The organism is Streptomyces roseoviridis (assembly GCF_039535235.1).
GTDB lineage: Bacteria > Actinomycetota > Actinomycetes > Streptomycetales > Streptomycetaceae > Streptomyces > Streptomyces roseoviridis.
The window spans coordinates 5,955,001-5,981,409 of sequence record NZ_BAAAWU010000001.1; the positions used below are offsets into that span (position 1 = coordinate 5,955,001).

Below are 26,409 nucleotides of genomic sequence, written 5' to 3' on the forward strand. Positions count from 1 at the left end.
AAACAGCCCAGAGCATCGACTAAGGCCCCTAAGCGTACGCTAAGTGGGAAAGGATGTGGAGTCGCAGAGACAACCAGGAGGTTGGCTTAGAAGCAGCCACCCTTGAAAGAGTGCGTAATAGCTCACTGGTCAAGTGATTCCGCGCCGACAATGTAGCGGGGCTCAAGCGTACCGCCGAAGTCGTGTCATTGCAGCAATACTCCCAACGGAGGCTGTGATGGGTAGGGGAGCGTCGTGTGCCGGGTGAAGCAGCCGCGGAAGCGAGTTGTGGACGGTTCACGAGTGAGAATGCAGGCATGAGTAGCGATACACACGTGAGAAACGTGTGCGCCGATTGACTAAGGGTTCCTGGGTCAAGCTGATCTGCCCAGGGTAAGTCGGGACCTAAGGCGAGGCCGACAGGCGTAGTCGATGGACAACCGGTTGATATTCCGGTACCCGCTTTGAAACGCCCAATATCGAATCCTCTAATGCTAAGGCCGTGAAGCCGCCCCGGAGCCTTCGGGCAAAGGGGAGTGGTGGAGCCGCTGACCCAAGGTGGTAGTAGGTAAGCGATGGGGTGACGCAGGAAGGTAGTCCAGCCCGGGCGGTGGTTGTCCCGGGGTAAGGGTGTAGGCCGTGTGATAGGCAAATCCGTCACACATTAAGGCTGAGACCTGATGCCGAGCCGATTGTGGTGAAGTGGATGATCCTATGCTGTCGAGAAAAGCCTCTAGCGAGTTTCATGGCGGCCCGTACCCTAAACCGACTCAGGTGGTCAGGTAGAGAATACCGAGGCGTTCGGGTGAACTATGGTTAAGGAACTCGGCAAAATGCCCCCGTAACTTCGGGAGAAGGGGGGCCACGCCTGGTGATCGGATTTACTCCGTGAGCTGGGGGTGGCCGCAGAGACCAGCGAGAAGCGACTGTTTACTAAAAACACAGGTCCGTGCGAAGCCGTAAGGCGATGTATACGGACTGACGCCTGCCCGGTGCTGGAACGTTAAGGGGACCGGTTAGCTCACTTTCGGGTGGGCGAAGCTGAGAACTTAAGCGCCAGTAAACGGCGGTGGTAACTATAACCATCCTAAGGTAGCGAAATTCCTTGTCGGGTAAGTTCCGACCTGCACGAATGGCGTAACGACTTCTCGACTGTCTCAACCATAGGCCCGGTGAAATTGCACTACGAGTAAAGATGCTCGTTTCGCGCAGCAGGACGGAAAGACCCCGGGACCTTTACTACAGTTTGATATTGGTGTTCGGTTCGGCTTGTGTAGGATAGGTGGGAGACTTTGAAGCCGTGACGCCAGTCATGGTGGAGTCGCCGTTGAAATACCACTCTGGTCGTGCTGGATGTCTAACCTGGGTCCGTGATCCGGATCAGGGACAGTGTCTGATGGGTAGTTTAACTGGGGCGGTTGCCTCCCAAAGGGTAACGGAGGCGCCCAAAGGTTCCCTCAGCCTGGTTGGCAATCAGGTGTTGAGTGTAAGTGCACAAGGGAGCTTGACTGTGAGACCGACGGGTCGAGCAGGGACGAAAGTCGGGACTAGTGATCCGGCGGTGGCTTGTGGAAGCGCCGTCGCTCAACGGATAAAAGGTACCCCGGGGATAACAGGCTGATCTTCCCCAAGAGTCCATATCGACGGGATGGTTTGGCACCTCGATGTCGGCTCGTCGCATCCTGGGGCTGGAGTCGGTCCCAAGGGTTGGGCTGTTCGCCCATTAAAGCGGTACGCGAGCTGGGTTTAGAACGTCGTGAGACAGTTCGGTCCCTATCCGCTGTGCGCGTAGGAATATTGAGAAGGGCTGTCCCTAGTACGAGAGGACCGGGACGGACGAACCTCTGGTGTGCCAGTTGTCCTGCCAAGGGCATGGCTGGTTGGCTACGTTCGGGAGGGATAACCGCTGAAAGCATCTAAGCGGGAAGCCTGCTTCGAGATGAGTATTCCCACCTCCTTGAGAGGGTAAGGCTCCCAGTAGACGACTGGGTTGATAGGCCGGATGTGGAAGCCCAGTAATGGGTGGAGCTGACCGGTACTAATAGGCCGAGGGCTTGTCCTCAGTTGCTCGCGTCCACTGTGTTAGTTCTGAAGCAACGAACAGTTGCTGGTTTGAGCAGAACACAACTACAAAGTGTGCTTGTTCGCTCGAAACCGATAGGGTTTCGGTGGTCATAGCGTTAGGGAAACGCCCGGTTACATTCCGAACCCGGAAGCTAAGCCTTTCAGCGCCGATGGTACTGCAGGGGGGACCCTGTGGGAGAGTAGGACACCGCCGAACAATATTTCAGGACCCCTGGTCCCAGCGTTCATGCTGGGACCAGGGGTCCTTTTTGTTTTGCCTTGTATTTTCTGAAAGCGCGGTGCGGTGCCGACTGCGCGAGAATGACTGCAGTACCCGAAGACAGGAGTCACGCCGATGTCCACCAACTCTCCCGACGATCGTCCGGAGCGCGACCCGCGCCGACGGGACGGTGGCGACCGGGGCGGCTTCCGTGGGCCGCGTCGTGACGACAGCCGTGGCGACAACCGCGGCGGCGGCTTCCGCCGCGACGACCGCGGTGGCGACCGCCCCTCGTTCCGCCGTGACGACCGTGGCGGTGACAACCGAGGCGGCGACAACCGTGGCGGCGGTTTCCGCCGTGACGATCGCGGTGGCGACAACCGCGGCGGCGGTTTCCGTCGCGACGACCGTGGAGGCGACCGCCCCTCGTTCCGCCGCGATGACCGTGGCGGTGACAACCGCGGTGGTGGCGGCGGTTTCCGTCGCGATGACCGCGGTGGCGACCGGCCAGCGTTCCGCCGCGATGACCGTGGCGGTGACAACCGTGGCGGTGGCTTCCGCCGTGACGACCGCCGAGACGACAACCGCGGTGGTGGCTTCCGCCGTGATGACCGCCGCGACGACAGCCGTGGCAGCGGTTTCCGCCGTGACGATCGTGGCGGTGACAGCCGCGGTGGTGGCTTCCGCCGTGACGACAACCGCGGTGGCGACAACCGTGGCGGCGGTTTCCGCCGTGATGACCGCCGTGACGACAACCGTGGCGGCGGCTACCAGCGCGACGACCGCACGTCGTTCCGTCGGGACGACCGTGGTGGCGAGCGGCCTCCCTTCCGTCGCGATGACCGGCGGGACGACCGCCGTGACGACCGTCGGGACGACAACCGCGGTGGCGGCTACCAGCGCGACGACCGCCCGTCGTTCCGTCGGGACGACCGTGGTGGCGAGCGGCCTCCCTTCCGTCGGGACGACCGGCGGGACGACCGCCGTGACGACCGTCGGGACGACAACCGCGGTGGCGGTTTCCGCCGCGACGACCGTGGCGGCGACAGCCGCGGTGGTGGCTTCCGCCGCGATGACCGCGACAGCCGTGGTGGCGGTTTCCGTCGTGACGACCGTGGTGGCGAGCGGCCTCCCTTCCGTCGGGACGACCGGCGGGACGACCGTCGGGACGACAACCGCGGCGGTGGCTACCGCCGTGACGACCGCGGCGGCGACCGCCCGGCCTTCCGCCGGGACGACCGCCGGGACGACAGCCGCGGCGGCGGCTACCGGGGCCGTGACGACCGGGGCGGCTACGGCCGTCGGGACGACCGTGACCGGGACCGCCCGGACCGGGCGCCCATCAAGCGCCTGCCGATCCCGGACGACGTCACCGGTGACGAGATCGACCCGGACGTGCGTCAGGAGCTGATGAGCCTGCCCAAGGGGCTGGCCGAGGACGTCGCGCGCAACCTCGTCATGGTCGCCCAGCTCATCGACGAGGACCCGGAGAAGGCGTACGAGTACTCGAGGATCGCCCTGCGGCTCGCGTCCCGTGTGGCCGCCGTGCGCGAGGCGGCCGGCTTCGCCGCGTACGCCACGCAGAAGTACTCGGAGGCGCTGGCGGAGTTCCGGGCCGCGCGGCGCATGACCGGCAGCGTGGAGCTGTGGCCCGTCATGGCGGACTGCGAGCGCGGCCTCGGCCGGCCGGAGCGGGCGCTGGCCATGGCCGGTGAGCCCGAGGTGCAGAAGCTGGACAAGGCCGGGCAGGTCGAGATGCGGCTCGTCGCCGCCGGTGCCCGCCGGGACATGGGGCAGCTCGACGCCGCCATCGTGACCCTGCAGAGCCCCGAGCTGGCGTCCAGCGCCAACCACCCGTGGACCGCGCGGCTGCGGTACGCGTACGCCGACGCGCTGCTGGCCGCCGGCCGTGAGCGCGAGGCGCGCGAGTGGTTCGCGAAGGCACTGGAGGCCGACAAGGACGGCTCCACGGACGCCTCCGACCGGCTCGCCGAGCTGGACGGGGTCGAGTTCGTCGACGCGTTCGACGACTCCGACGAGGAGAACGGCCAGGACGACGCCGACGATCTCGACGAGGACGACGACCTCGACGAGCGCGACGAACAGGACGGCGACAAGGGCTGACGCCTGAGGCACGAGCCGACGAACGAAACGAAGGGCGGAACCCCACGGGGTTCCGCCCTTCGGCGTTCCCAGGACGGACCGGGCCGGGCCAGACCAGAACAGTCCGGGCCAGGTCAGTCCGGACCAGGGCAGGTCAGTCGAGTGCCAGGCTCCGCAGCACCAGTCCCGTCGCCGGCTTCGGACCGAAGGAGGTCGACTTGCGGGGCATCGTGACGCCCTGGCGGGCCAGGTCCCGTACGACCTCTTCCTTGACCGGGTGCATCAGGACCGCCGTGCCGCCGCGGCGTTCGGCCTGTTCGACGGCCGCCTCGGTGTCGTGGATGTAGCTGATGTCCTCCGGAGCGTCCGGGATGTGCCAGACGTGGTCGAGGAGGGTGGAGTGCAGGACCGTGGCGTCGAGGGTGCGCCAGGCCTCCGGGCGGTCGCCGCGGACGGTGCGGGCCAGGAGGGCCGGGTCCGGGCGGTCGACGAGGTGGAAGGAGCCGTCGCCGGCGAGGAGGAAGGCGTTGCCTTCGGCGCACGCCGCCGTGAGGGCCTCCTGGGCGGCCGGGAGCGGGCCGTCGACCCGGGTGACGCGGAAGCCTTCGTCGAGGGCGGCCAGGGCGGCGAGCGCGTCGGCGACGGGGAGGCGGTTGAGCAGGCGGTGGATGGCCCGCACCCGCAGCGGGTAGCGGGCGGTGTCGATCAGCAGGACGAGGCCGTAGTTCCACGGCCCGGGCGCCGCGTGTTCCTCGCGCAGCCGCAGGTAGGTGGCCCAGCGGTGGTGGCCGTCGGCGATGAGGGCCTGGTGGCGGGCCAGGTCCCCGGCGACGGTGGCGAGCTCGGCGGGATCGGTGACCGACCACAGGCGGTGGTGGAAGCCGTCCTCGGTCGTCGTGGACAGCAGCGGTTCGCCGGTGACCACACGGTCGATGACGGCGGCCGCGCCGTCGCCGTCGCCGCGGTAGGTGAGGAGCAGCGGCTCCAGATTGGCGGCGGTGGTGCGCATGAGGGCGGCGCGGTCCTCGACGACGTGCGGCATGACGTCCTCGTGGGGGAGGACGATGCCCTCGCCGGGCGCGGAGAGTTCCAGGGCGCCGATGAGGCCGCGCTGGAGGAGGCCGTCGCCGCGCTGCTCGTACACGTAGAGGGCGGGCTCGGGGTCCGGGGCGAGGATGCCGTCGGCGAGCCACCGGTCGAGGGTGACGGCGGCCTTGCGGTGGCGGGTGCCGGCGGTGACGGCCTGCGGGAGGATCAACCGCACGATGTTGTGCGGGTCGGCGGATTCGAGGTGGTGCAGTCCGTCGGGCCGTACGACGACGTCGTACGGCGGTGAGGTCACGGCGGCCAGGCTGCCGACGCGTTCGGGTACGTACCTGAGGCCCCGGAAGGGGGCCAGGCGGAGACCGGAGGCGCGGACGTCGTCGGCCGCGTGACCAGAGGTGTTCATCTCGTCATCGTATGTGGGGGTGACCATGAGCGATGATCGGGGGAGCGGGAAAATGTCATACCGATGACGTGAGGAGTGCGTGGCATGACGGGAATCGGCCAGGGACGGGGCAGGAACCGGCCGGAGGGGAGTGCGCGCGCGCTGAGCGAGGCGTACGACACGGCCCTCCTCGACCTGGACGGTGTCGTGTACTACGCGGGCGGGGACGCCATCGCCCATGCCGTGGAGGCACTGGAGGCGGCCCGCCAGGGCGGCATGCACCTCGCGTACGTCACCAACAACGCGCTGCGGACGCCGGACGCGGTGGCGGGTCACCTGACGCGGATCGGCGTGCCGGCGGCCGCGGACGACGTGATCACCTCGGCGCAGGCGGTGGCACGGCTGATCGCCGACGAGGTGCCGTCCGGTTCGCGGGTGCTCGTGATCGGGGGTGAGGGGCTGCGGGTGGCGTTGCGCGAGCGAGGGCTCGTACCCGTGGAGTCGGCGGACGACGATCCGGTGGCGGTGGTGCAGGGCTACGGCGGGCCGGAGCTGCCGTGGGGGCGGCTGGCCGAGGCGAGTTACGCGGTCGGGCGCGGGCTGCCGTGGTACGCGTCGAACACGGACCTCACCATCCCGAGCGCGCGGGGGATCGGGCCGGGCAACGGTGCGGCGGTGGAGGTCGTGCGGATCGCGACGGGGGCGGAGCCGAAGGTCGCGGGCAAGCCGCTGCCGCCGATGCACCGGGAGACCGTGCTGCGGACCGGGGCCGAGCGGCCGCTGGTGGTGGGGGACCGGCTGGACACGGACATCGAGGGGGCGTTCAACGGCGGTGTGGACTCGCTGCTGGTGCTGACCGGGGTGACGGACGTGGCGCGGCTGCTCGCGGCGGTGCCCGAGCACCGGCCCACGTATGTGGCGGCGGATCTGCGGGGGTTGCTCGCGGCCCAGCCGGAGGTCGTCGAGGCCGGGGACGGTGCGTTCCTGTGCGGCGGGTGGACGGCGTCGGTGAGCGGCGGGGCGCTGCTGCTCGACGGGGCGGGCGGCGGCGAGGGGGACGCGCTCGATCCGCTCGACGGGGTACGGGCGTTGTGCGCGGCCGCGTGGACGGAGGCGGGGACGGGGGCCTGCGATCTGGACGCGGGCAAGGCCCTGGAGCGGCTGGAGCGGCCGGGGCGGCCGGGGCGCTGAGGGGTCGGCTCCCCGGCTTCCGTCCGGATCGACCCGAGGACCCGAGTCGGATGGGGTTGACCCTGGCGGCCGGGGCGCTGAGGGGTCGGCTCCCCGGCTTCCGTCCGGATCGACCCGAGCCTTGCCCGGCTCGGTGGGCGGCGGCGGTCCGGCGGACGGCGCGCGGTCGGCGTGACCCCTGGTGGAGGGGCGAATTCCCGTTTCGTACACGGGATCGATCACCGTTGGGAGGGTAGGCTAACCTAACCTCGTGTTGGTCGAGAGTCCCTCCCGTGCAAGCGCGGAACCGGTCGGCCCTGCCCAGAAGCCGACGCGCCGCAACTCCCTGCGCGCCGTCGGACTGGTCGCGGCCCTCGGAGTCCTGCTGCTGATCTGTGTCCTGAGCATCATGATCGGTGCCAAGCCGGTGCCGCTCGGCGACGTGTGGCACGGCCTGTTCCAGAACAGCGGCATCCGCAACGACGTCATCGTCCACGACGTCCGCGTCCCCCGCACCCTCCTCGGACTGCTCGTCGGCCTGGCCCTCGGCCTCGCCGGCGCCGTCATGCAGGGACTCACCCGCAACCCGCTCGCCGAGCCCGGGCTCCTCGGCGTCAACGCCGGTGCCGCCGCGGCCGTGGTGTCCGCCATCGCCTTCCTCGGCGTCACCGACACCTCCGCCTACGTGTGGTTCGCCTTCGTCGGCGCGGCCGTCGTCTCCGTCGTCGTGTACGTCCTCGGCGGCAGCCGCAGCGCCACGCCGGTGCGGCTCGCGCTCGCCGGGACCGCCGCCACCGTCGCCCTGTACGGGTACGTCAACGCCGTACAGCTCCTCGACTCGGCCGCCCTGGACCGGCTGCGCTTCTGGACCGTCGGCTCCCTCGCCGACGCGAACATGGACGCCGTCCGCCGCGTCGCCCCCTTCATCCTGGTCGGAGCCGTGCTCGCGCTGCTCATCGCCCGGCCGCTGAACGCCATGGAGATGGGTGAGGACACCGCCCGCGCGCTGGGCGCCCACCTCAACCGGACCCGGATCATCGCGATGGCGTCCGTGACGCTGATGTGCGGTGCGGCGACCGCCGCCTGCGGGCCGATCGTCTTCATCGGCCTGATGGTCCCGTACATCGTGCGGTCGATCACCGGCCCCGACATGCGCTGGATCCTGCCGTACGCGGCCGTCCTGTCGCCGGTCCTGCTGCTGGGCTCCGACGTCATCGGCCGGGTCGTCGCCCGCCCCGCCGAACTCCAGGTCGGCATCGTGACCGCGCTCGTCGGCGGACCGGTCTTCATCCGCCTCGTCCGCCGCAAGAGGATGGCCAAGCTGTGAGCACCAAGACCCTGCGGACCGGCGGCGGCCTCTCCGTACGCTACGAGCCGCGCGCCGTCGTCGCCGTCCTCGGCCTGCTCGTCGTCGCGCTCGCCGCGGCCGTCGTCCTCATCGGCAGCGGCGACTTCCCCATCGCGCCCGGCGACGTCGTCGCCACCCTGCTCGGCGACGGCACCCCCGTACAGGAGTTCGCCGTCATGGACCTGCGGCTGCCGCGCGTCGCCGTGGCCGTGTTCGTCGGCGCCGCGCTCGGCATCGGCGGCGCGGTCTTCCAGTCGGTGTCCCGCAACCCGCTGGGCAGCCCCGACGTCATCGGCTTCGGCCAGGGTTCCACCGTCGGCGCGCTCGCGGTCATCGTCCTCTTCCAGGGCGATGCGACGGCCGCTGCAGGCGGCGCCGTCGTCGGCGGCCTCGTCACCGGCGCGGCGATCTACCTGCTCGCCTGGAAGCGCGGAGTGCACGGCTACCGCCTCGTGCTCATCGGCATCGGCGCCGCCGCCATGCTCACGGCCGCCATCCACTACCTCCTCACCAAGGCGCAGCTCGTCGACGCGGCCCGGGCGACGGTCTGGATGACCGGCTCGCTCGAAGGACGCGACTGGTCCCAGTTCTGGCCGCTGTTCGCCGTCTGCTGCGTGCTGCTGCCGCTGGTCCTCGGCCACGGGCGGGCGCTGCGGATGCTGGAGATGGGCGACGACGCCGCCTACGCGCTCGGCGTCAAGGTCGAGCGGACCCGGATCGTCCTCATGGGCTCGGCCGTGCTGCTCGTGGCCGTCGCCACCGCCGCCGCGGGCCCCATCGTCTTCGTCTCCCTCAGCGCGCCCCAGCTGGCCCGCCGGCTCACCCGCTCGCCGGGCCCGAACCTCGCCGCCTCCGCGCTCATGGGCACCGCCCTGCTGCTCGTGGCGGACTGGACCGCCACCAACGCCTTCGGCGAGCGCCAGCTGCCGGTGGGTGTCGTCACCGCCGTCCTCGGCGGCTGCTACCTGCTGTGGCTGCTGGTCAGCGAGCGCAGGGCGGGCCGGATATGACGACCGCGCACACGAACGACAAGATCAGGAGCAAGGGTATGAACGGGCAGCAGCCCCAGCGGCTGAGCGCCGAGTCGGTCACGCTCGCCTACGACGAGCGGATCATCGCCCGCGACCTGAGCGTCGCGATCCCCGACAACTCCTTCACCGTCATCGTCGGCCCCAACGCCTGCGGCAAGTCCACGCTGCTGCGCGCGCTCTCCCGGATGCTCAAGCCGACGGAGGGGCGGGTGCTGCTCGACGGGCAGGCCATTCACTCGATGCCGGCGAAGAAGGTCGCCAGGACGCTGGGCCTGCTGCCGCAGTCGTCGATCGCGCCCGACGGGATCACCGTCGCCGACCTGGTCGCGCGTGGACGCTACCCCCACCAGGGGCTGCTGCGGCAGTGGTCGCCCGAGGACGAGCGGATCGTGCAGGAGTCCATGACGGCGACCGGAGTCGCCGAGCTGGCGGAGCGGTACGTCGACGAGCTGTCCGGCGGCCAGCGCCAGCGGGTCTGGATCGCGATGGCGCTCGCCCAGCAGACCCCGCTGCTGCTGCTCGACGAGCCGACGACCTTCCTCGACATCCAGCACCAGATCGACGTGCTCGACCTGTGCGCCGAACTCCACGAGACGCAGGGCCGCACCCTCGTCGCCGTCCTCCACGACCTCAACCACGCGGCCCGGTACGCCACCCACCTCATCGCCTGCCGCGACGGCGAGGTCGTCGCCGAGGGACCGCCGAGCGAGGTCGTCACGGCCGAGCTGGTCGAGCGGGTCTTCGGCCTGCGCTGCCAGGTCATCGACGACCCGGAGACCGGCACGCCCCTGGTCGTGCCCGCGGGCCGGAAGTCCCGCAGGCCCGCCCGGGCGGCGGGGTCCGCGACGGCCGGGTCCGCCACGGCGGCGGGGTCGGAGTCGGCGGCGGGGCCGGAGTCGGCGGCGGGGTCGGAGTCGGCCGCGGACCGGGAGGCCGCGTTGGGCGCGTGAGGGGCGGGGCAGGGCGACGCGCGAGGTGACGGCGTGGGGCCCCGCCGGGGTGCCGCGCCGACTCGCGACCGGCCGGACTGTGCGCCGGGCCGGGCTGCTCCGGTGCGGCCGGCCGGGCCGCGTGAGCGCGGTGCCAGGGTGCTGCGGACCGTGACCGCGGCCCCGGCGCGGTGAGGGACCCGGACGTCTCCGCCCTGTCCCTGTCACACGGGGGCCCTCGGCTTTTCCGTCCTGTCCTGTCCTGTCGTACAGGGGGCTCTGGCTTCTCCGCCGTGGCCTCGGTGCACGGAGCTTCTGGCTTCTCCGTCCTGTCTCCGTCGTACAGGGGGCCCCGGCTTCTCGGCCGTGGCCTCGATGCACGGGGCTCCGGCTCCTCCGCCCAGGGGGGCTCCGGTCTCTCCGCCCTGCCGCTGTCGGTACAGGGGGCTCCGGCTTCTGCGCCGTGCCCCGGCGCGCCTCACACGTACGAACAGCCCGGGACGGCGGCCCGGGCGCACCGGGCAGCCCCCGCGTCCTACAGCAGCGACCGCAGGCGCAGGAGGTCGCGGAAGCCCGCCTCCAGTCCCACGCGGCCGGACGCCCACGACTTGGCGAAGTTCAGCCGGCCGTCGACCAGGGCCAGCAGGTCGTCGCCGGTCATGCGCAGCCGGATCTGGGCCTTGTCGGCGGGCGGGCCCGGCCGGTGGTCGAGGTCCCCGATGCGGCCGTCGGCCAGGCGGCCCGTGAACGTCGCGTCGAGGTCGGTGAGGTGGCAGCTGAGGGTGCGGTCGAGCGCGGCGGCACCGCGCACCTCGCCGTCCGCGCGGGCCAGGTTGTCGGAAAGCCGTGTCAGCGCCTCGCGGCACTCCGTGATCGTCGCCATCGGGTCGACCGTACCCCAGGGCCGCGCGGTAGCGTCGGGGCATGAGCGACGCGCATCGCAACGCCTCCGGGCTCGACCGGGCCGGAGGCGGCACGGCCCCGGGCTCCGACGTGGAAGCCCCGCACCGCACGCCGGGCCCCGGCCCGCGGCCTGCCCCGGGCGCCGCAGCACCGCAGCCCCCCACGGTCCCGGAAGGCCCCGAGAGCGCCGGCGGGGCCCCGCACCCGGATCCGGTCACCGGGCCCGCTCACGGCGACGAGGGCCCGCATCCCGAGTCCGCCCCCGTGTCCGCCTCCGCTGCCGAGTCCGCCCCCGGGCCCGCTCCGCTCGGTGTCGTCCGGACCCCCACCGGGCTGCCCGCCGTCGACGCCCTCCTGGACCGTCTCGGCGATGCCGACCACCTCACGGCGGACGGACACCTCGACGTGTACGAGGATGTACACCAAGGGCTGCGCGCCGAGCTGACCGCGCTCGACGAGCGGCCCGGACCCCGTCCGTACGACAACAGGAGCTGAACCGAACGTGGCAGGACCGGCACGCCGCCGTCTCGACGCCGAGCTGGTACGGCGCAAGCTCGCGCGCTCGCGCGAGCACGCCAGCCAGTTGATCGCCGCGGGCCGGGTGACGGTCGGCAAGACCGTCGCCACCAAGCCCGCCACCCAGGTCGAGACCGCCGCGGCCATCGTCGTCGCCCAGGACGACAGCGACCCCGACTACGTCTCGCGCGGCGGCCACAAGCTGGCCGGCGCCCTCGCCGCGTTCGTGCCGCAGGGCCTGCGCGTCGAGGGCCGGCGCGCACTCGACGCGGGTGCGTCCACCGGCGGCTTCACCGACGTCCTGCTGCGCGCCGGCGCCGCCCACGTCGTCGCCGTCGACGTCGGCTACGGGCAGCTCGCCTGGTTGCTGCAGAGCGACGAACGCGTCACCGTCAAGGACCGTACGAACGTCCGCGAGATGACCCTCGACTCCATCGACGGCATCCCGGTCGACCTCGTCGTCGGCGACCTGTCCTTCATCCCGCTCGGGCTCGTGCTGCCCGCCCTGGTGGCCTGCACCGCGCCCGACGCGGACCTGGTCCTCATGGTCAAGCCGCAGTTCGAGGTCGGCAAGGAACGGCTCGGTGCCGGCGGAGTGGTGCGGAGCGCCGAACTCCGCGCCGACGCCGTGAAGAACGTGGCCCGGCGGGCGGGCGAGCTCGGGCTCGGTGTCGTCGGCGTCACGGCCAGCCCGCTGCCCGGACCGTCCGGCAACGTCGAGTACTTTCTGTGGCTGCGGGCGGGCGCGCCCGCCCTCGATCCCGCGGAAGTCGACCGCGCCGTGGCGGAAGGACCTCGTTGAGCACTGGGCCGAGCACGACCACCGAAAGCAGCACGCCCACCGAAGGCGGCACGACCACCGGAGGCGGGCGCACCGTCTTCCTCCTCGCGCACACCGGCCGGCCGGCCGCCGTGCGCAGCGCCGAACTCGTCGTCCTCGGACTGCTGCGCAGCGGCATCGGGGTGCGCGTCCTGGAGGCGGAGGCGGCCGACCTGCCGCTGCCGCCGTCCGTCGAGAAGGTGCCGGAGGCATGCTCCGACGCCCTCGACGGCTGCGAACTGCTCGTCGTCCTCGGCGGCGACGGCACCCTGCTGCGCGGCTCCGAGTTCTCCCGGGCCTCCGGCGTGCCGATGCTCGGCGTCAACCTGGGCCGGGTCGGCTTCCTCGCCGAGGCCGAGCGCGACGACCTCGACAAGGTCGTCGACCGGGTCGTCACGCGCGCCTACGAGGTCGAGGAGCGGATGACCCTCGACGTGACCGTCTACCAGAACGGCGACGTGCTCCACCGCGACTGGGCACTCAACGAGGCCGCCGTCCAGAAGGTGTCGCCGGAGCGGATGCTGGAGGTCGTCCTCGCCATCGACGGGCGTCCGGTGACCGGCTTCGGCTGCGACGGCGTGATCTGCGCGACACCGACCGGGTCGACCGCGTACGCCTTCTCGGCCGGCGGACCGGTCATCTGGCCCGAGGTGGAAGCCCTGCTCATGGTGCCGATCGGGGCGCACGCGCTGTTCGCCAAGCCGCTGGTCACCACGAAGGACTCCGTCCTCGCCGTCGAGGTCGAGCCGCACACCCCGCACGGGGTGCTGTGGTGCGACGGGCGCCGCACGGTGGAGCTTCCGGCCGGGGCCCGGGTGGAGGTGCGGCGCGGCGCGGTGCCGGTCCGTCTCGCCCGGCTGCACCACGCGTCCTTCACCGACCGTCTGGTGGCGAAGTTCGCGCTGCCGGTCTCGGGCTGGCGCGGGGCGCCCCACTAGCCGGGGCTCCGGGGCCCGACGACCGGGGTTCACGAGTCTCGCCGACGAGCCTGATCCCTACGAGCCAGGAACCACCGGCCCGGCCGGGCCGCACGGACCAGGCCGGCGAGGCGTGCCCTGCGGGCCGGGCCCTCGGGCCTCACGGACCGGGCCCGGGTGGGGTCCTGCGAGCCGCTCCACGGACCGGGCCGGCGAGGCGAGCCCTGCGAACCGGGCCCCCGCGACCCGGGCCCCGCGGGCCGGGCCCTCGGGCCTCACGGCCGGGCCCTCGCGACCCGGGCCTCACGGACCGGGCCCCGCGGGGGTGGGGCCCTGCGCGCCGCTCCACGAGCCGGGCCGGCGAGGCGTGCCCTGCCAGCCGGGCCCGCGAGCCGGGCCTACGCGCCGCGACCCGCGAACCGGGCGCCTACGCGCCGCGCCCCGCGAGCCGCCCCCACCCACCGCGCTCCACGCGCGGGTGACAGGGGACCGCGCCGACCTGCGGATTCGCCCCCGGTCGGCAGGGTCCGTCGCACGGCGGTGCCCGGACCTCGTATGGTCTTCTCCGTGCTTGAGGAGATGCGGATACGGTCGCTCGGTGTCATCGACGACGCGGTGGTCGAGCTGTCGCCCGGCTTCACCGCGGTGACGGGTGAGACGGGCGCGGGCAAGACCATGGTCGTGACCAGCCTCGGGCTGCTGCTCGGCGGGCGCGCCGACCCCGCCCTGGTACGGATCGGGGCGGGCTCGGCCGTCGTCGAGGGCCGCATCGCGCTGCCCCCGGGCGCGCCGGTGGCCGCGCGGGCCGAGGAGGCGGGCGCGGAGCTCGACGACGGCGCCCTGCTCGTCAGCCGTACCGTCTCCGCCGAAGGACGCTCCCGCGCCCACCTCGGCGGCCGGTCGGTTCCCGTCGGGCTGCTCGCCGAACTCGCCGACGAGCTGGTCGCCGTCCACGGCCAGACCGACCAGCAGGGCCTGCTCAAGCCGGCCCGGCAGCGCGGGGCGCTCGACCGGTACGCGGGCGAGGCCGTCGCCGTGCCGCTGGCCGCCTACGGGGAGGCGTACCAGCGGCTGCGGGCCGTCACCGCCGAGCTGGAGGAGATCACCACCCGGGCCAGGGAACGGGCCCAGGAGGCCGATCTGCTGCGCTTCGGGCTCGGCGAGATCGAGGCCGTGGAGCCGAGGCCGGGTGAGGACGTCGAACTCGCCGCCGAGGCGGAGCGGCTCGGCCACGCCGAGTCCCTGGCCTCCGCCGCCGCGCTCGCGCACGCCGCGCTCGCCGGGCAGCCCGAGGACCCCGAGGCCGTCGACGCGACGACCCTCGTCGCGGGCGCGGGCCGCGCGCTGGAAGCCGTACGGGCGCACGACCCGGCCCTCGCCGCGCTCGCCGACCGCATCGGGGAGATCTCCATCCTCCTCGCCGACGTGGCGGGCGAGCTCGCCGGATACGCCGACGACCTCGACGCCGACCCGCTGCGGCTCGCCGCCGTCGAGGAGCGGCGCGCCGCGCTCACGCAACTCACCCGGAAGTACGGCGAGGACATCGCCGCCGTCCTCGCCTGGGCCGAGCAGAGCGCCACCCGGCTCACCGAGCTCGACGGCGACGACGAGCGCATCGGCGAGCTGACCGCCGAACGCGACCGGCTGCGCGACGAGCTGTCGGTCCTGGCCCAGCGGCTCACCGACGCCCGGACGGAGGCCGCCGACCGCTTCGCCGACGCCGTCACCGCCGAGCTGGCCTCGCTGGCGATGCCGCACGCGCGGGTGTCGTTCGCGATCCGGCAGACCGAGGACCCCGACGGCGTCGAGGTCGGCGGCCGCCGGGTGGCGTACGGGCCGTCCGGCGCGGACGAGGTCGAACTGCTCCTCGCCCCGCACCCGGGCGCCCCGCCGAGGCCCATCGCCAAGGGCGCGTCCGGCGGTGAGCTGTCCCGGGTGATGCTCGCGGTCGAGGTCGTCTTCGCCGGTACGGACCCGGTGCCGACGTACCTCTTCGACGAGGTCGACGCGGGTGTCGGCGGCAAGGCGGCGGTCGAGATCGGCCGGCGGCTCGCCAAGCTCGCCAAGACCGCGCAGGTCGTCGTCGTGACCCACCTGCCGCAGGTGGCGGCCTTCGCCGACCGCCAGCTGCTCGTCGAGAAGACCAACGACGGCTCGGTCACCCGCTCCGGCGTGACCGTCCTGGAGGGCGAGGACCGGGTCCGCGAACTCTCCCGGATGCTCGCCGGCCAGGAGGACTCGGAGACCGCCCGGGCGCACGCGGAGGAGCTGCTGGCGACGGCACGGGCCGACGGCTGACGTCCGCCGGAGCCGCCGGCCGGGAGCGCACGGTGGAAGGCCCCCGGCCGGCCGGCACAACTCAGCACCACGGCCGGCCACGGCCGGCGCGGGGCACACTCGGGGCCGGTATCGGGCCGGTCCGGGTCCGGCGGCCGCAGGTGGGCCACCACGCCGTGGCCCGGCCCGGCCCGGTCGCCCCGGCGACCCGGCGGCGGGCCACGTCCTACGCCCACGCGCACGTCGAGACCTTCTTCTCCACGGAGAAGTGCCTGCCCGTCGCCGAGTCGAGCACCATGGGGAACTCCTCCACGAGCTCCGCCCGGACCGCCGACGTGAAGTCGGCGTTCGTCCAGCCGTACAGACCCTTCGGCTCGCGCTGCACGGCCGAGGAGAACGACCGCGGCTCGCGGCGCGGCGCACCGGATCCGCACGTCGTGGAAGCCGCCGAGCTCGTCGGGCACCACGTGACAGCGCTCGACGTCCTTCCTCCGGCAGACCAGACACGCGGGCTCGCCCCGGCCCCGGGTGCGCGGTGACGGCCTTGAGCGTCGGTTCGGACCTGCGCTCGGCCGGGTCCATCTCGCGCGGCTTCAGGGCGAGTCCCGCCGCGTCGTAGCCGTAGTCGCCGCCGTCGTCCGGTGAGCCGATCAACAGCTCCGGCGGCAGGACGTCGCCTCCTCGGCGTGGCAGCCGCCGCTGGCGGGTCGTGGGTCCGACCGTCGCGACCAGGACACGGGAGGGCCGCTTCGTTCGCCGTGGCCGAGAGGGCGGTGGGAGCCCGTCGCCCCCAAGGCGTGCACCGCCGTTCCGTGCGCTCACTCGTGTGGGTGTTTCCCGTCGGTAAGTTGGGGCGTACGACACGACAACGACGTCACTTCGGTGCCGGAACGTCCGTACGGGCTGGCATCCTTGGCCCGTGACACAGCTCCGTACGGTCCAAGTGCTGGGCGGCGGCAGCGCGGGAAGCAGCGCGCACGTCAGATCGCTTGCCGCGGGGCTCGTGGCAAGGGGCGTGCGGGTGACCGTGTGCGCCCCGCCCGAACTCGGCCGCGCCTACGACTTCGCGGGCGCCGGCGCGCACGTCGTGCCCGTGCCGCGCCGGGGCGGCCCCGCGGCCGTCGCCGCGCTCCGCAACGCCTGCATCGGCGCGGACGTCGTGCACGCGCACGGACTCGACGCCTCGGTACGGGCCTCGCTCGCGCTGTCCGGCGGTGCCGCGCCGCGCACCCCGCTCGTCACGACCTGGCACACCCGCAGCGAGCCCGCGGGGGCGCGCGCCGGGCTCGTACGGCTCCTGGAGCGCAGGACCGTGCGGGCCGCGTCCGTCGTCCTCGCCACGTCCTCCGAACTGGTCGACCGGGCCCGCCGGCGCGGCGCCCGCGACGCCCGGCTCGCACCCGTGACCGTGCCGGCCTCGCGGGCGCCGGTCTGCCTGCACGACGGCAAGGCGCGGGCGGAACTCGGCGCCGTGGACCGGCCCTTGCTGATGGCGGTCGGCGCGCTGGAACCCGGACGCGGCTACCGGACGCTGCTGGACGCGGCCCGGGTGTGGCGGGACCTCGATCCGCCGCCGCTGCTGGTGATCGCGGGGGAGGGGCCCGCACGGGCCGCGCTCCAGCGGCGCATCGAGGCGGAGGGGCTCGCGGTGCGGCTCATCGGGCGCCGGGACGACGTGGCGGAACTGCTCGCCGCGGCGGACGTCGCCGTCCTCCCCTCGCGCTGGGAGGCCCGCTCCCTGCTCGCCCAGGAGGCCCTGCGGCTCGGCGTGCCGCTCGTCGCGACGGCGGTGGGCGGCGTGCCCGAACTCGTCGGCCACGCGGCGGAACTCGTCCCGTACGGGGACGCGGGCGCGCTCGCGGACGCGGTGCGGGGCCTGCTGGCCGACGCCGACCGCCGCATGGACCTGGCGGCGGCGGGCCGGGTGCAGGCGGGGACCTGGCCGACGGAGGACGAGACCGTCGCCCACGTGCTGAGCGTGTACGACGAGCTGACCGACCGCCGCCGCTGACCCGGTGGGGTCATGGGTCCCCCCTCCGCCCTGCCCCCCGAACCCCCGACGGGACCGGGGCCGCGCCCCGCCTTGCCCCCGAGAACCGCCGACGGGACCGGGGCCGCGCCGCCCTCCGCGCGACCCTCGCCGACGCCGCCCTTCGGCAGCGCCGTCCCCACGCGCTCCGCCCCCCCCCGGCCCGGGAACCGCCCCCGCACCCCGGCCCGGGAACCGCCCCCGCACCCCGGCCCCGGAACCGCCCCCGCCCCCCGGCCGAGGCGCCGGTCCCGGCACCTACCCCGTGTGCCGTCGCGCCCGCAACGCCAGCGACAGCGCCAGGACCGTCTGCGGGTCGTCCAGGTCCGTGCCGAGGAGTTCGGAGATGCGGGCCAGGCGGTTGTAGAGGGTCTGGCGGTTGAGGTGGAGTTCGCGGGCGGTTTCCGCCTTGCGGCCCGCGTGGGCCAGATAGGTCTCCAGGGTGGGCAGGAGCGGCGGGCGCGAGGTGCGGTCGTGGTCGCGGAGGGGGCCGATCGCGCGGTCCACGAAGGCGGCCAGGTCGGGGTGGTCGCGCAGGCGCCACAGCAGCAGGTCCGTGTCGAGGCGCCGGGCGTCGTACCAGGGCAGTTCGCTCAGCCCCTGCGCCGCCGTCGCCGTCTCCGCCGCGTGCCGCAGGCCCGCCGAGGCCGCGGCCCAGCCGCCCGCGACGCCGACCACGACCACCGGCGGGTGGGCACCCGTGCGTTCCAGGCCGGCCCGCTCCACACCGGCCCGCAGCGCCGCCGCCACCCGGTCCGCGACCGCCGTGCGCTCGGACTCCGAGCGCAGGCCGAGCAGCAGCGGCACCCGGCCCTCCACCGGGCGGACGCCCAGCAGGACCGGGACGCCGACGGAGGCGAGCTCCTCCAGGACGGCGCGGGCGAGCAGCGCCCAGTTGCCCGACGGGGACAGCTCGGAGGCCAGGCGCATGACCACCGGAAGCAGCGGGCCGTCGCCCGGCTTGAAGCCCAGCACGCGGGCCTGCGCCGGTGCGTCCTCCGCCGTGATCCGGCCCTCCGCCAGGTCCGTCAGGAAGTCGCCGCGGCCGCGCGCGGCCAGCTCCTCCTCCTGCCGGGCCTGCATCAGGACCACCGCGAGCAGCCCCGCCGCCCGTTCCGCCGCCATCCGGTGCACGGGGGACAGGGGGGAGGAGACCGCCAGGAGGGCCAGGCGGGCCCGCACCGACGACGTGCCGGGGCCGCCGCCGGGGACGTCGACGAGCACCGCGCCCGTCGGCGGCCCCGACTCGCGCGCCGCCCGCTGCCCGCGCAGCCCGTCCCACACCTGGAGCGGGTCGGCGGGCGCGGACTCGGCACCCGCCGCGTACAGCAGCTGACCGTCGGCGGTCTCCAGGAAGACCGGGTTCAGCGAGAACTCGGCGAGGATCCGCAGCACCTGCGGCACCCCGCCGCCGCCGAGCAGTGCCTCGGTGCACTGCCGGTGCACCTCCTCCGCCTGCCGCAGCAGCGCGTAGTGCCCGTTGACGATCTCGGTGTGGATCTCCTCGGTGACGGCGACGAACGGCACCTCGCGATGGAGCTGGACCAGCGGCAGTCCGGCCGACCGGGCGGTCTCCACGATCGTGGCCGGAAGCCGTGCGAACCGCGGGCCGAGCTCCACCACGAGCGCCGCGATGCCCCGGTCCGCGAGCCGCCGCACGAACGCGCGCTGCTCGGCCGGCCGGGTGCCGAGCCCGAGGCCCGTGGTGAGCAGCAGCTCGCCGCCCTTGAGCAGCGACGCGATGTTCGGCACCTCGCCCGCGTGCACCCAGCGCACGGTGCGGTGCAGCCGGTCCGCGCCGGCGACGACCTCCGGGAGTCCGCCGCGCAGTCCCGGAAGTTCGAGTGCCCGCTGCACGGTGATCCCGCCCTGACTGTCCATGGAGCCGGACGCTACCCGCCGCCCGCGCCCCCGGAACATCACCGGGGTGTCACCGGGACGTCACCGGGTCGGACAGTTCGTACACCAGGGCGACAACTCGTCGCCCCGTGGCGCGCATTGTGCGACCGCATGTCGATTGTGGCCTACGTCACTCGCGAGGATGCTCTGGCGCCATGGCAGAGAACCCCACCCCAGCGGGCCGGCAGGCCCCCCAGGTCCAGCGCCTCAAGGCGAACTCGGTCGGCCTGGTCGGCGTCGTCTTCATGGCCGTCGCCACGGCCGCGCCGATCACCGCCATGACCGGCAACCTCCCCATCGCCGTCGGCTTCGGCAACGGCACCGGGGCACCCGCCGGCTACCTCTTCGCGACCGTCGTCCTGACCGTCTTCTCGGTGGGCTATGTCGCCATGGCCAAGCGGATCACCGCCGCCGGCGCCTTCTACGGCTACATCTCGCACGGCCTCGGCCGGATCGCCGGCATGGCCTCCGGAATGCTCGCCGTCCTCGCGTACATCGTCTTCGAGGCGTCGATCGTCGGCGTCTTCGCCTACTTCACCAAGACGACCGTGGCCGATCAGCTCGGTGTGGATCTGCCGTGGGTCCTCTACGCGGCCGCGATGCTCGCGGTCACCGCCGTCCTTTCCTACTTCGACATCAACCTCACCGCGAAGGCGCTCGGCGTGATGCTGATCGCCGAGATCGCGGTGCTGTTCGCGGTCGCCACCGCCGTCCTGATCGCCGGCGGCGGCCCCGACGGCATCCCGACCGAGCCGATCAACCCCGCGAACGCCTTCACCGGAACCTCCGCCGGCCTCGGCCTCTTCTTCGCCTTCTGGTCGTGGGTCGGCTTCGAGTCGACCGCGATGTACGGGGAGGAGTCCCGCGACCCCAAGCGGGTCATCCCCCGCGCCACCCTCGTCTCCGTCATCGGCGTCGGACTCTTCTACATCTACGTGTCGTGGATGACGATCGCCGGCAACGGCCTGGCCGGATCGGTGAAGCTGTCGTCCTCGGCCAGCCCCCTCGACCTGTTCTTCGCGCCCACCGAGTCCTACATCGGCGCCTGGGCCGTGGACGCCTTCCAGTGGCTGCTGCTGACCGGCTCCTTCGCCTGCGGCATGGCCTTCCACCAGTGCGCCGCCCGCTACCTCTACGCCATCGGCCGCGAGGGCTTCCTCCACCCGGCGCTCGGCCGCACCCACCCGAAGCACGGCTCGCCCTACATCGCCTCCTTCGTGCAGAGCACCATCGCCGTCGTCCTCGTCGGCGCCTTCTGGCTCACCGGCCAGGACCCGTACATCCACCTCTACACCCTGCTCGCGATCCTCGGCACGATGGCGATCCTCATCGTGCAGACCCTCTGCTCCTTCGCCGTCATCGGCTACTTCGCCAAGAACCACCCCGAGGACCGGCACTGGTTCAAGACGCTGACCGCGCCCCTCCTCGGCGGCATCGGCATGACCGCCGTGGTCGTGCTGCTGATCATGAACATGGAGACGGCGGCCGGGCTCGCCGCCGACTCCCTCTTCTTCGAGGCCATCCCGTGGATCGTCGGCGTCGTCTTCTTCGGCGGTCTCGGCCTCGGCTTCTACCTGCGGGCCCGCCGCCCCGAGCGCTACGAGATCATCGGCCGGATCGTCCTGGAGGACGCCACCGAGCGCGCCGACGACGACGGCACCGCCGACGGCGCCGACGACGGCACCGGCCACAGCGAGCCCGCCCCCGCCGCCGTACCCCAGAGCTGATCCCCCCTTCCCCCAGGAGCGCCCCATGGCACGCACCAACCCGATGCACCTCCTGAAGCGACTGGCCGCCGAGCACGCCGACGCCCGACGGCTGAACCTCCCCGTCGCCGAACTGCGCGACCTGCGCGCCGACGCCCTCGGCCGCCGGACCCTCCTCAAGTACGCCGCCGCGGCCGGGATAGCGGTCTCGGCCGGCACCGCCACCGCCGCCCCCGCGACCGCCCGCGCCGTGACCCCCGCCCGGGTCGCCGTCGTCGGGGCCGGCATCGCCGGCCTCACCGCCGCCCTCACCCTCCAGGACGCCGGCCTCAGCCCCGTCCTGTACGAGGCCAACCCCTCCCGCGTCGGGGGCCGGATGTGGACCCAGCGCTCCCACTGGGCCTACGGCCAGACCTCCGAGATCGGCGGCGAGCTGATCGACACCAGCCACAAGAAGATCCTGGAGCTCTGCCGCCGCTTCGACCTGCCCGTCGAGGACTTCCTCGGCGGCGGCCCCAACGGCGCCGAGGAAGTCCTCTGGTTCAACGGCGCCTACTACCCCCGCCACCAGGCCGACGAGGACTTCAACGCCGTCTACCAGTCGCTCCACCGCGACCTGATCGAGGCGGGCGAGGTGAAGTGGAACCAGACCACCCCCACCGGCACCGCCCTCGACAACATGTCGATATACGAGTGGATCGAGAGCCGTGTCCCCGGCGGCCACTCCTCACCGCTCGGCCGCTTCATCGACGTCGCCTACAACGTCGAGTACGGCGCCGACACCACGGAACAGTCCTCCCTCGCCCTGGTCCTCCTGATGGGCTATCAGACCAATCCGGGCAACTTCAACGTCTGGGGCCTGTCCAACGAGCGCTACCACGTCGTCGGCGGCAACGACCGGCTCCCGAACGCCATCGCCGGAGCCCTCAGACCCGGGACCCTGCGCATGGGCTGGTCGCTCGACGCCGTACGCGCCAACGCCGACGGCACCCAGACGCTCACCTTCACCGAGGCCGGCGCGACCCGGACCGTCACCGCCGACCACACGATCCTGTGCGTCCCGCTGCCGATCCTCAAGCGGCTCGACGTCAGCCGGGCCGGCTTCGACCCGCGCATGACCAGCCTGCTGCGCGACGCGCGGATGGGCCACTGCACCAAGCTCAACATGCAGTTCGCCACCCGCCCGTGGCGGGGCACCGGACCCTGGCCCGGCGTCTCCGCCGGCGACTGCTTCACCGACAGCGAGGTCCAGCAGACCTGGGACACCACCAAGATCCAGGGTGGCACCGGCGGCATCCTCATCCAGTACAACGGCGGCAGCCTCGCCCGGTCCCTCAACCCGGCCGGACCCTTCTCCACCGAGTCCGACCCCTACGTCCGGGACCTGGTCACCCGCTACCTGAAGGGCATCGACGCCTTCTTCCCCGGCACCTCCAGGGCCTACACGGGCCGCGCCCAGCTCTCCGCCTGGCACGAGAACCCGTACACGCTGGGCGCCTACTCCTGCTGGCCGGTCGGCTACCTCCACCGCTACGCCGGCTACGAGGGCACCGCCCAGGGCAACGTCCACATCGGCGGCGAACACTGCAGCTACGACTTCCAGGGCTTCATGGAGGGCGGCGCCACCGAGGGCGAGCGGGCCGCGAAGGAGGTGATCGCCGCCCTCCGGTGACGGCCGCCACTCCGCGGGCCGTCCCCCGTGACCGGCTGCTTCACCTGACCAGCAGCCTCACGCCGCCGGCACGATGTTGTGGTTGAAGCGGAAGACGTTGTCGGGGTCGTACGCGGCCTTGACGGCGGCCAGCCGCCGGTAGTTCTCCTCGCCGAAGGAGGACACCACCCGCTGACGGCCCTCGTCGCCCACGAAGTTCAGATACGTGGCGTCGAGGGCCCACGGCCGCACATCGGCCCGCACGTCCCTGACCCACTGCCGCGCCCGTTCGTCGTCCGCCGGGTCCTCCCAGGTCGCGAACGGGTGCACGACCCAGGGCGCGGTGCGCCACGGCTGCGGGTAGGTGTCCGGCCCGGCCGCCACCGCCCCGCCCATCACGAACGCCACCTGCTGGATGGCCGTGCCCTCCGGGATCAGCGCGCCGCGCTCGCAGAAGAGGTCCACGGCCTCGTCGGGAAAGGCCGTCAGGTACTCGGCCGACCAGTAGTTCCGCAGCCCCGGCGGGTCGTCCAGCATCGACTGGAGGTCCGCGTAAGCGATGTCCGTGACGACCTCGACCACCGGCTCCCGTGCGAACAGCGGCGCCGCGAGCTCACGCAGCTCCCCGACCGGGCCCGCGTACGTGAGCAGCGTGCCGCACACCAGGGCCCCGACCAGCTCCTTCGGGACGAACGGCTCCGGCGGCGCCGGCAGGTAGATCGCCCCGCCGCCCACCTCGTCCGGCGCGTCCGCCGCGAGGTCGCGGAAGACCCGCACGACCTCCGGCGCGCTCTCGGGCGGGAAGAACAGCATCGCCATGCTCATGCGCGGCAGCGGGTGCAGGCGCAGCGTCAGCGAGGTCGCCACGCCGAAGTTGCCGCCGCCGCCGTGCAGCGCCCAGAACAGGTCCGGGTTCTCCTCGGCGTCCGCGCGGACGTGCTTGCCCTCGGCCGTGATCAGATCGGCGGCCAGCAGGTTGTCGCTGGCCAGACCGAACTTCCGCTCCAGCCACCCCGAGCCGCCGCCCAGGACGAAACCGCCCACCCCGGTCGTGGAGACCCGCCCGCCCGTGGTCGCCACGTGGAACGGCTGACAGGCGTGGTCCAGGTGCCCCATCGTCGCGCCGCCCTCGACCCGTACGGTCATGTTCTCCGGATCGGCGACGACGGCGTGCATCCGGCGCAGGTCGACGACGAGGGCGCCGTCGACCACACAGGTGCCGGCGACGCTGTGGCCGCCACCGCGCACGGCGATCGGCAGTCCCGCTCCACGGCCGAACAGGACCGCGTTGGAGACGTCCGCCGGCGTCGCGCACTGGGCGATCACCGCGGGACGGCGGTCGATCATGCCGTTGTGGATCGCCCGGGCCTCCTCGTAACCGGGATCACCCGGCACGAACACCTCGCCGGCCAGATCCTCGCGCAGACCGGCCAGGGCGCCGTCCGGAACGGTGGTGGTGGGGGAGGCCATGGCAGCGCCCCCCTTTCGCTACGGGGGACAGGACACCTTCATCGTAGGTCCGGCCCCCCGCTCCCGCCGCCCCGGGCGTCAGCCGCCGTACGCGCCCGAGGCGGTCAGCCGCAGCGCCGTGTCGATCAGCGGGACGTGGCTGAACGCCTGCGGGAAGTTGCCCACCTGCCGCTGGAGCCTGGGGTCCCACTCCTCCGCGAGCAGCCCCAGGTCGTTGCGGAGCGAGAGCAGCTTCTCGAAGAGCCGGCGGGCCTCGTCGACCCGGCCGATCATCGCCAGGTCGTCGGCCAGCCAGAACGAGCAGGCCAGGAACGCACCCTCGTCGCCCTCCAGGCCGTCCACGCCCGCCTCCTCGCCGGCCGTCGGGTAGCGCAGCACGAAGCCGTCCTCCGTGGACAGCTCCCGCTGGATCGCCTCGATCGTGCCGATCACCCGCTTGTCGTCCGGCGGCAGGAAGCCCATCTGCGGGATCAGCAGCAGCGAGGCGTCCAGCTCCTGGGAGCCGTAGGACTGCGTGAAGGTGTTGCGCTCCTTGTCGTAACCCTTCTCGCAGACGTCCCGGTGGATCTGGTCGCGGAGATCCTTCCAGCGCTCCAGCGGGCCGTCGGCGTCACCGGACTCGATCAGCTTGATCGTGCGGTCGACCGCCACCCAGGCCATCACCTTGGAGTGCACGAAGTGCCGGCGCGGCCCGCGGACCTCCCAGATGCCCTCGTCGGGCTGGTCCCAGTGGGTCTCCAGGTAGTTGATCAGCTTGATCTGGAGCAGCGAGGCGTAGTCGTTGCGGGACAGGCCCGTCATGTGGGCCAGGTGCAGGGCCTCGGTGACCTCGCCGTACACGTCCAGCTGGAGCTGGTTGGCGGCCCCGTTGCCGACCCGGACCGGGCCGGAGTTCTCGTAGCCCGGCAGCCAGTCGAGCTCCGCCTCGCCGAGCTCCCGCTCGCCGGCGATGCCGTACATGATCTGCAGGTTCTCCGGGTCGCCGGCGACCGCCCGCAGCAGCCAGTCCCGCCAGGCGCGGGCCTCCTCGCGGTAGCCGGTGCGCAGCATCGAGGACAGGGTGATCGCCGCGTCCCGGAGCCAGGTGTAGCGGTAGTCCCAGTTGCGCACGCCGCCGATCTCCTCCGGCAGCGAGGTCGTGGGCGCGGCCACGATGCCGCCGGTCGGCGCGTAGGTGAGCGCCTTCAGGGTGATCAGGGAGCGGACCACCGCCTCGCGGTAGGGCCCGTGGTACGTGCAGTGCTCGACCCAGTCGCGCCAGAAGTCCGTGGTCGCCACCAGCGAGCCCTCCGGGTCCGGCAGCGGCGGCGGCTCCTTGTGCGAGGGCTGCCAGGACAGCGTGAAGGTGATCCGGTCCCCGGGGGAGACGGTGAACTCCGAGTACGTGGTCAGGTGCTCACCGTGCGTCTCGGCATCCGTGTCCAGCCACACCGAGTCCGGCCCGGCGACGGCGACCGTGCGGTCGCCGACCTTGTGCACCCACGGCACGATCCGCCCGTAGCTGAAGCGCATCCGCAGCGCGGAGCGCATCGGCACCCGGCCGCTGACACCTTCCACGATGCGGATCAGCTGCGGCGCGCCGTCGCGCGGCGGCATGAAGTCGGTCACCCGGACCGTGCCGCGCGGGGTGTCCCACTCGGATTCCAGGACGAGCGAGTCGCCCAGGTAGCGCCGCCGGTCGGCGGGGGCCGCCGGGGCGCCGTCGGGCCCGGCCGGGCCGACTCTCCAGAAGCCGTGCTCCTCGGTGCCGAGCAGTCCGGCGAAGACGGCGTGCGAATCGAAGCGGGGCAGGCAGAGCCAGTCGACACTGCCGTCCCGGCAGACCAGGGCAGCGGTCTGCATGTCTCCGATGAGTGCGTAATCCTCGATGCGCCCGGCCACGTGCTTCACTCCAGATCGAACGGCCACGTCCGCCCCGCGGGGCGTTTCCTACAGGTCAGCGGTCAAG

19 protein-coding genes and 2 rRNA genes (1 of these 21 only partly in view) are annotated in these 26,409 nt (G+C 72.6%); 16 read left to right on the top strand and 5 right to left on the bottom strand.

Annotated features, from left to right (window positions below; all coding sequences use genetic code 11):
- The 4 genes from ABD954_RS26905 to ABD954_RS26920 all read left to right on the top strand — a co-directional run.
- Nucleotides 1-2,041, top strand: a 23S ribosomal RNA gene (locus ABD954_RS26905); it begins 1,082 nt to the left of the window's first position.
- Nucleotides 2,042-2,143: 102 nt separating this feature from the next.
- A 5S ribosomal RNA gene (gene rrf, locus ABD954_RS26910) occupies nt 2,144-2,260 on the top strand.
- A 226-nt stretch (nt 2,261-2,486) separates the two neighbouring features.
- On the top strand, nt 2,487-3,674 hold the full coding sequence (locus ABD954_RS26915) for a hypothetical protein (protein ID WP_345492482.1): 1,188 nt from the start codon (nt 2,487-2,489) through the stop codon (nt 3,672-3,674).
- Nucleotides 3,614-4,387, top strand: coding sequence for a tetratricopeptide repeat protein (locus tag ABD954_RS26920; RefSeq protein ID WP_345492484.1), 774 nt, complete (start codon nt 3,614-3,616; stop codon nt 4,385-4,387). The genes ABD954_RS26915 and ABD954_RS26920 overlap by 61 nt, the downstream gene beginning before the upstream one ends.
- 133 nt (nt 4,388-4,520) lie before the next feature.
- Here the strand turns inward: ABD954_RS26920 and ABD954_RS26925 are convergent, their stop codons facing one another.
- Nucleotides 4,521-5,816, bottom strand: a complete 1,296-nt coding sequence (locus ABD954_RS26925; protein ID WP_345489764.1) for a DUF1015 domain-containing protein — start codon at nt 5,814-5,816, stop codon at nt 4,521-4,523.
- Nucleotides 5,817-5,900: 84 nt separating this feature from the next.
- Here ABD954_RS26925 and ABD954_RS26930 point away from each other — a divergent pair, with 84 nt between their 5' ends.
- The 4 genes from ABD954_RS26930 (at nt 5,901) to ABD954_RS26945 (ending at nt 10,294) form a co-directional block, all read left to right on the top strand.
- Nucleotides 5,901-6,986 carry an HAD hydrolase-like protein gene (locus ABD954_RS26930; protein ID WP_345489765.1) on the top strand — a complete coding sequence of 362 codons (1,086 nt, stop codon included), beginning with the start codon at nt 5,901-5,903 and terminating at the stop codon, nt 6,984-6,986.
- 250 nt (nt 6,987-7,236) lie between these two features.
- On the top strand, nt 7,237-8,292 hold the full coding sequence (locus ABD954_RS26935; RefSeq protein ID WP_382745559.1) for a FecCD family ABC transporter permease: 1,056 nt from the start codon (nt 7,237-7,239) through the stop codon (nt 8,290-8,292).
- A complete protein-coding gene (locus ABD954_RS26940) occupies nt 8,289-9,323 on the top strand; it encodes a FecCD family ABC transporter permease (protein WP_345489767.1) in 1,035 nt (344 codons plus the stop codon). Before ABD954_RS26935 ends, ABD954_RS26940 begins: the two co-directional genes overlap by 4 nt.
- A gap of 38 nt (nt 9,324-9,361) precedes the next feature.
- Nucleotides 9,362-10,294, top strand: a complete 933-nt coding sequence (locus ABD954_RS26945) for an ABC transporter ATP-binding protein (RefSeq protein ID WP_345489768.1) — start codon at nt 9,362-9,364, stop codon at nt 10,292-10,294.
- Nucleotides 10,295-10,808: 514 nt separating this feature from the next.
- On the opposite strand, the gene ABD954_RS26950 is transcribed toward ABD954_RS26945, so the two are convergent.
- Nucleotides 10,809-11,156 carry a sterol-binding protein gene (locus ABD954_RS26950; protein ID WP_345489770.1) on the bottom strand — a complete coding sequence of 116 codons (348 nt, stop codon included), beginning with the start codon at nt 11,154-11,156 and terminating at the stop codon, nt 10,809-10,811.
- A 41-nt stretch (nt 11,157-11,197) separates the two neighbouring features.
- On the opposite strand from ABD954_RS26950, the gene ABD954_RS33690 reads away from it, so the two are divergent.
- The 6 genes from ABD954_RS33690 to ABD954_RS26980 all read left to right on the top strand — a co-directional run bounded on the left by ABD954_RS33690 (nt 11,198) and on the right by ABD954_RS26980 (nt 17,717).
- The gene (locus tag ABD954_RS33690; protein WP_382745561.1) at nt 11,198-11,671 is read left to right on the top strand and encodes a hypothetical protein; all 474 of its coding nucleotides are present in this window, start codon (nt 11,198-11,200) and stop codon (nt 11,669-11,671) included.
- A 7-nt stretch (nt 11,672-11,678) separates the two neighbouring features.
- Nucleotides 11,679-12,494: a TlyA family RNA methyltransferase gene (locus ABD954_RS26960; protein ID WP_345489771.1), complete on the top strand. Its 816-nt coding sequence runs from the start codon at nt 11,679-11,681 to the stop codon at nt 12,492-12,494.
- Nucleotides 12,491-13,450: an NAD kinase gene (locus ABD954_RS26965; protein ID WP_345489773.1), complete on the top strand. Its 960-nt coding sequence runs from the start codon at nt 12,491-12,493 to the stop codon at nt 13,448-13,450. The genes ABD954_RS26960 and ABD954_RS26965 overlap by 4 nt, the downstream gene beginning before the upstream one ends.
- A 534-nt stretch (nt 13,451-13,984) precedes the next feature.
- The gene (gene recN / locus ABD954_RS26970; RefSeq protein WP_345489775.1) at nt 13,985-15,727 is read left to right on the top strand and encodes a DNA repair protein RecN; all 1,743 of its coding nucleotides are present in this window, start codon (nt 13,985-13,987) and stop codon (nt 15,725-15,727) included.
- A 140-nt stretch (nt 15,728-15,867) separates the two neighbouring features.
- Nucleotides 15,868-16,245 carry a hypothetical protein gene (locus ABD954_RS26975; RefSeq protein WP_345489776.1) on the top strand — a complete coding sequence of 126 codons (378 nt, stop codon included), beginning with the start codon at nt 15,868-15,870 and terminating at the stop codon, nt 16,243-16,245.
- Nucleotides 16,246-16,625: 380 nt separating this feature from the next.
- Entirely contained in the window at nt 16,626-17,717 is a 1,092-nt protein-coding gene (locus tag ABD954_RS26980; protein ID WP_345489778.1) for a glycosyltransferase family 4 protein, read from the top strand.
- A gap of 276 nt (nt 17,718-17,993) precedes the next feature.
- On the opposite strand, the gene ABD954_RS26985 is transcribed toward ABD954_RS26980, so the two are convergent.
- Nucleotides 17,994-19,616, bottom strand: coding sequence for a PucR family transcriptional regulator (locus ABD954_RS26985; RefSeq protein WP_345489780.1), 1,623 nt, complete (start codon nt 19,614-19,616; stop codon nt 17,994-17,996).
- 173 nt (nt 19,617-19,789) lie between these two features.
- Here ABD954_RS26985 and ABD954_RS26990 point away from each other — a divergent pair, with 173 nt between their 5' ends.
- Together ABD954_RS26990 and ABD954_RS26995 are read left to right on the top strand one after the other, a co-directional pair.
- The gene (locus tag ABD954_RS26990; RefSeq protein ID WP_345489782.1) at nt 19,790-21,361 is read left to right on the top strand and encodes an APC family permease; all 1,572 of its coding nucleotides are present in this window, start codon (nt 19,790-19,792) and stop codon (nt 21,359-21,361) included.
- Nucleotides 21,362-21,386: 25 nt separating this feature from the next.
- On the top strand, nt 21,387-23,012 hold the full coding sequence (locus ABD954_RS26995) for a flavin monoamine oxidase family protein (RefSeq protein ID WP_345489784.1): 1,626 nt from the start codon (nt 21,387-21,389) through the stop codon (nt 23,010-23,012).
- Between the two features lie 57 nt (nt 23,013-23,069).
- Here the strand turns inward: ABD954_RS26995 and ABD954_RS27000 are convergent, their stop codons facing one another.
- Both ABD954_RS27000 and ABD954_RS27005 read right to left on the bottom strand, forming a co-directional pair.
- A complete protein-coding gene (locus ABD954_RS27000; RefSeq protein WP_345489785.1) occupies nt 23,070-24,461 on the bottom strand; it encodes an FAD-binding oxidoreductase in 1,392 nt (463 codons plus the stop codon).
- Nucleotides 24,462-24,539: 78 nt separating this feature from the next.
- Nucleotides 24,540-26,342, bottom strand: a complete 1,803-nt coding sequence (locus ABD954_RS27005; RefSeq protein WP_345489787.1) for a glycoside hydrolase family 15 protein — start codon at nt 26,340-26,342, stop codon at nt 24,540-24,542.
- Nucleotides 26,343-26,409: the final 67 nt, after the last annotated feature.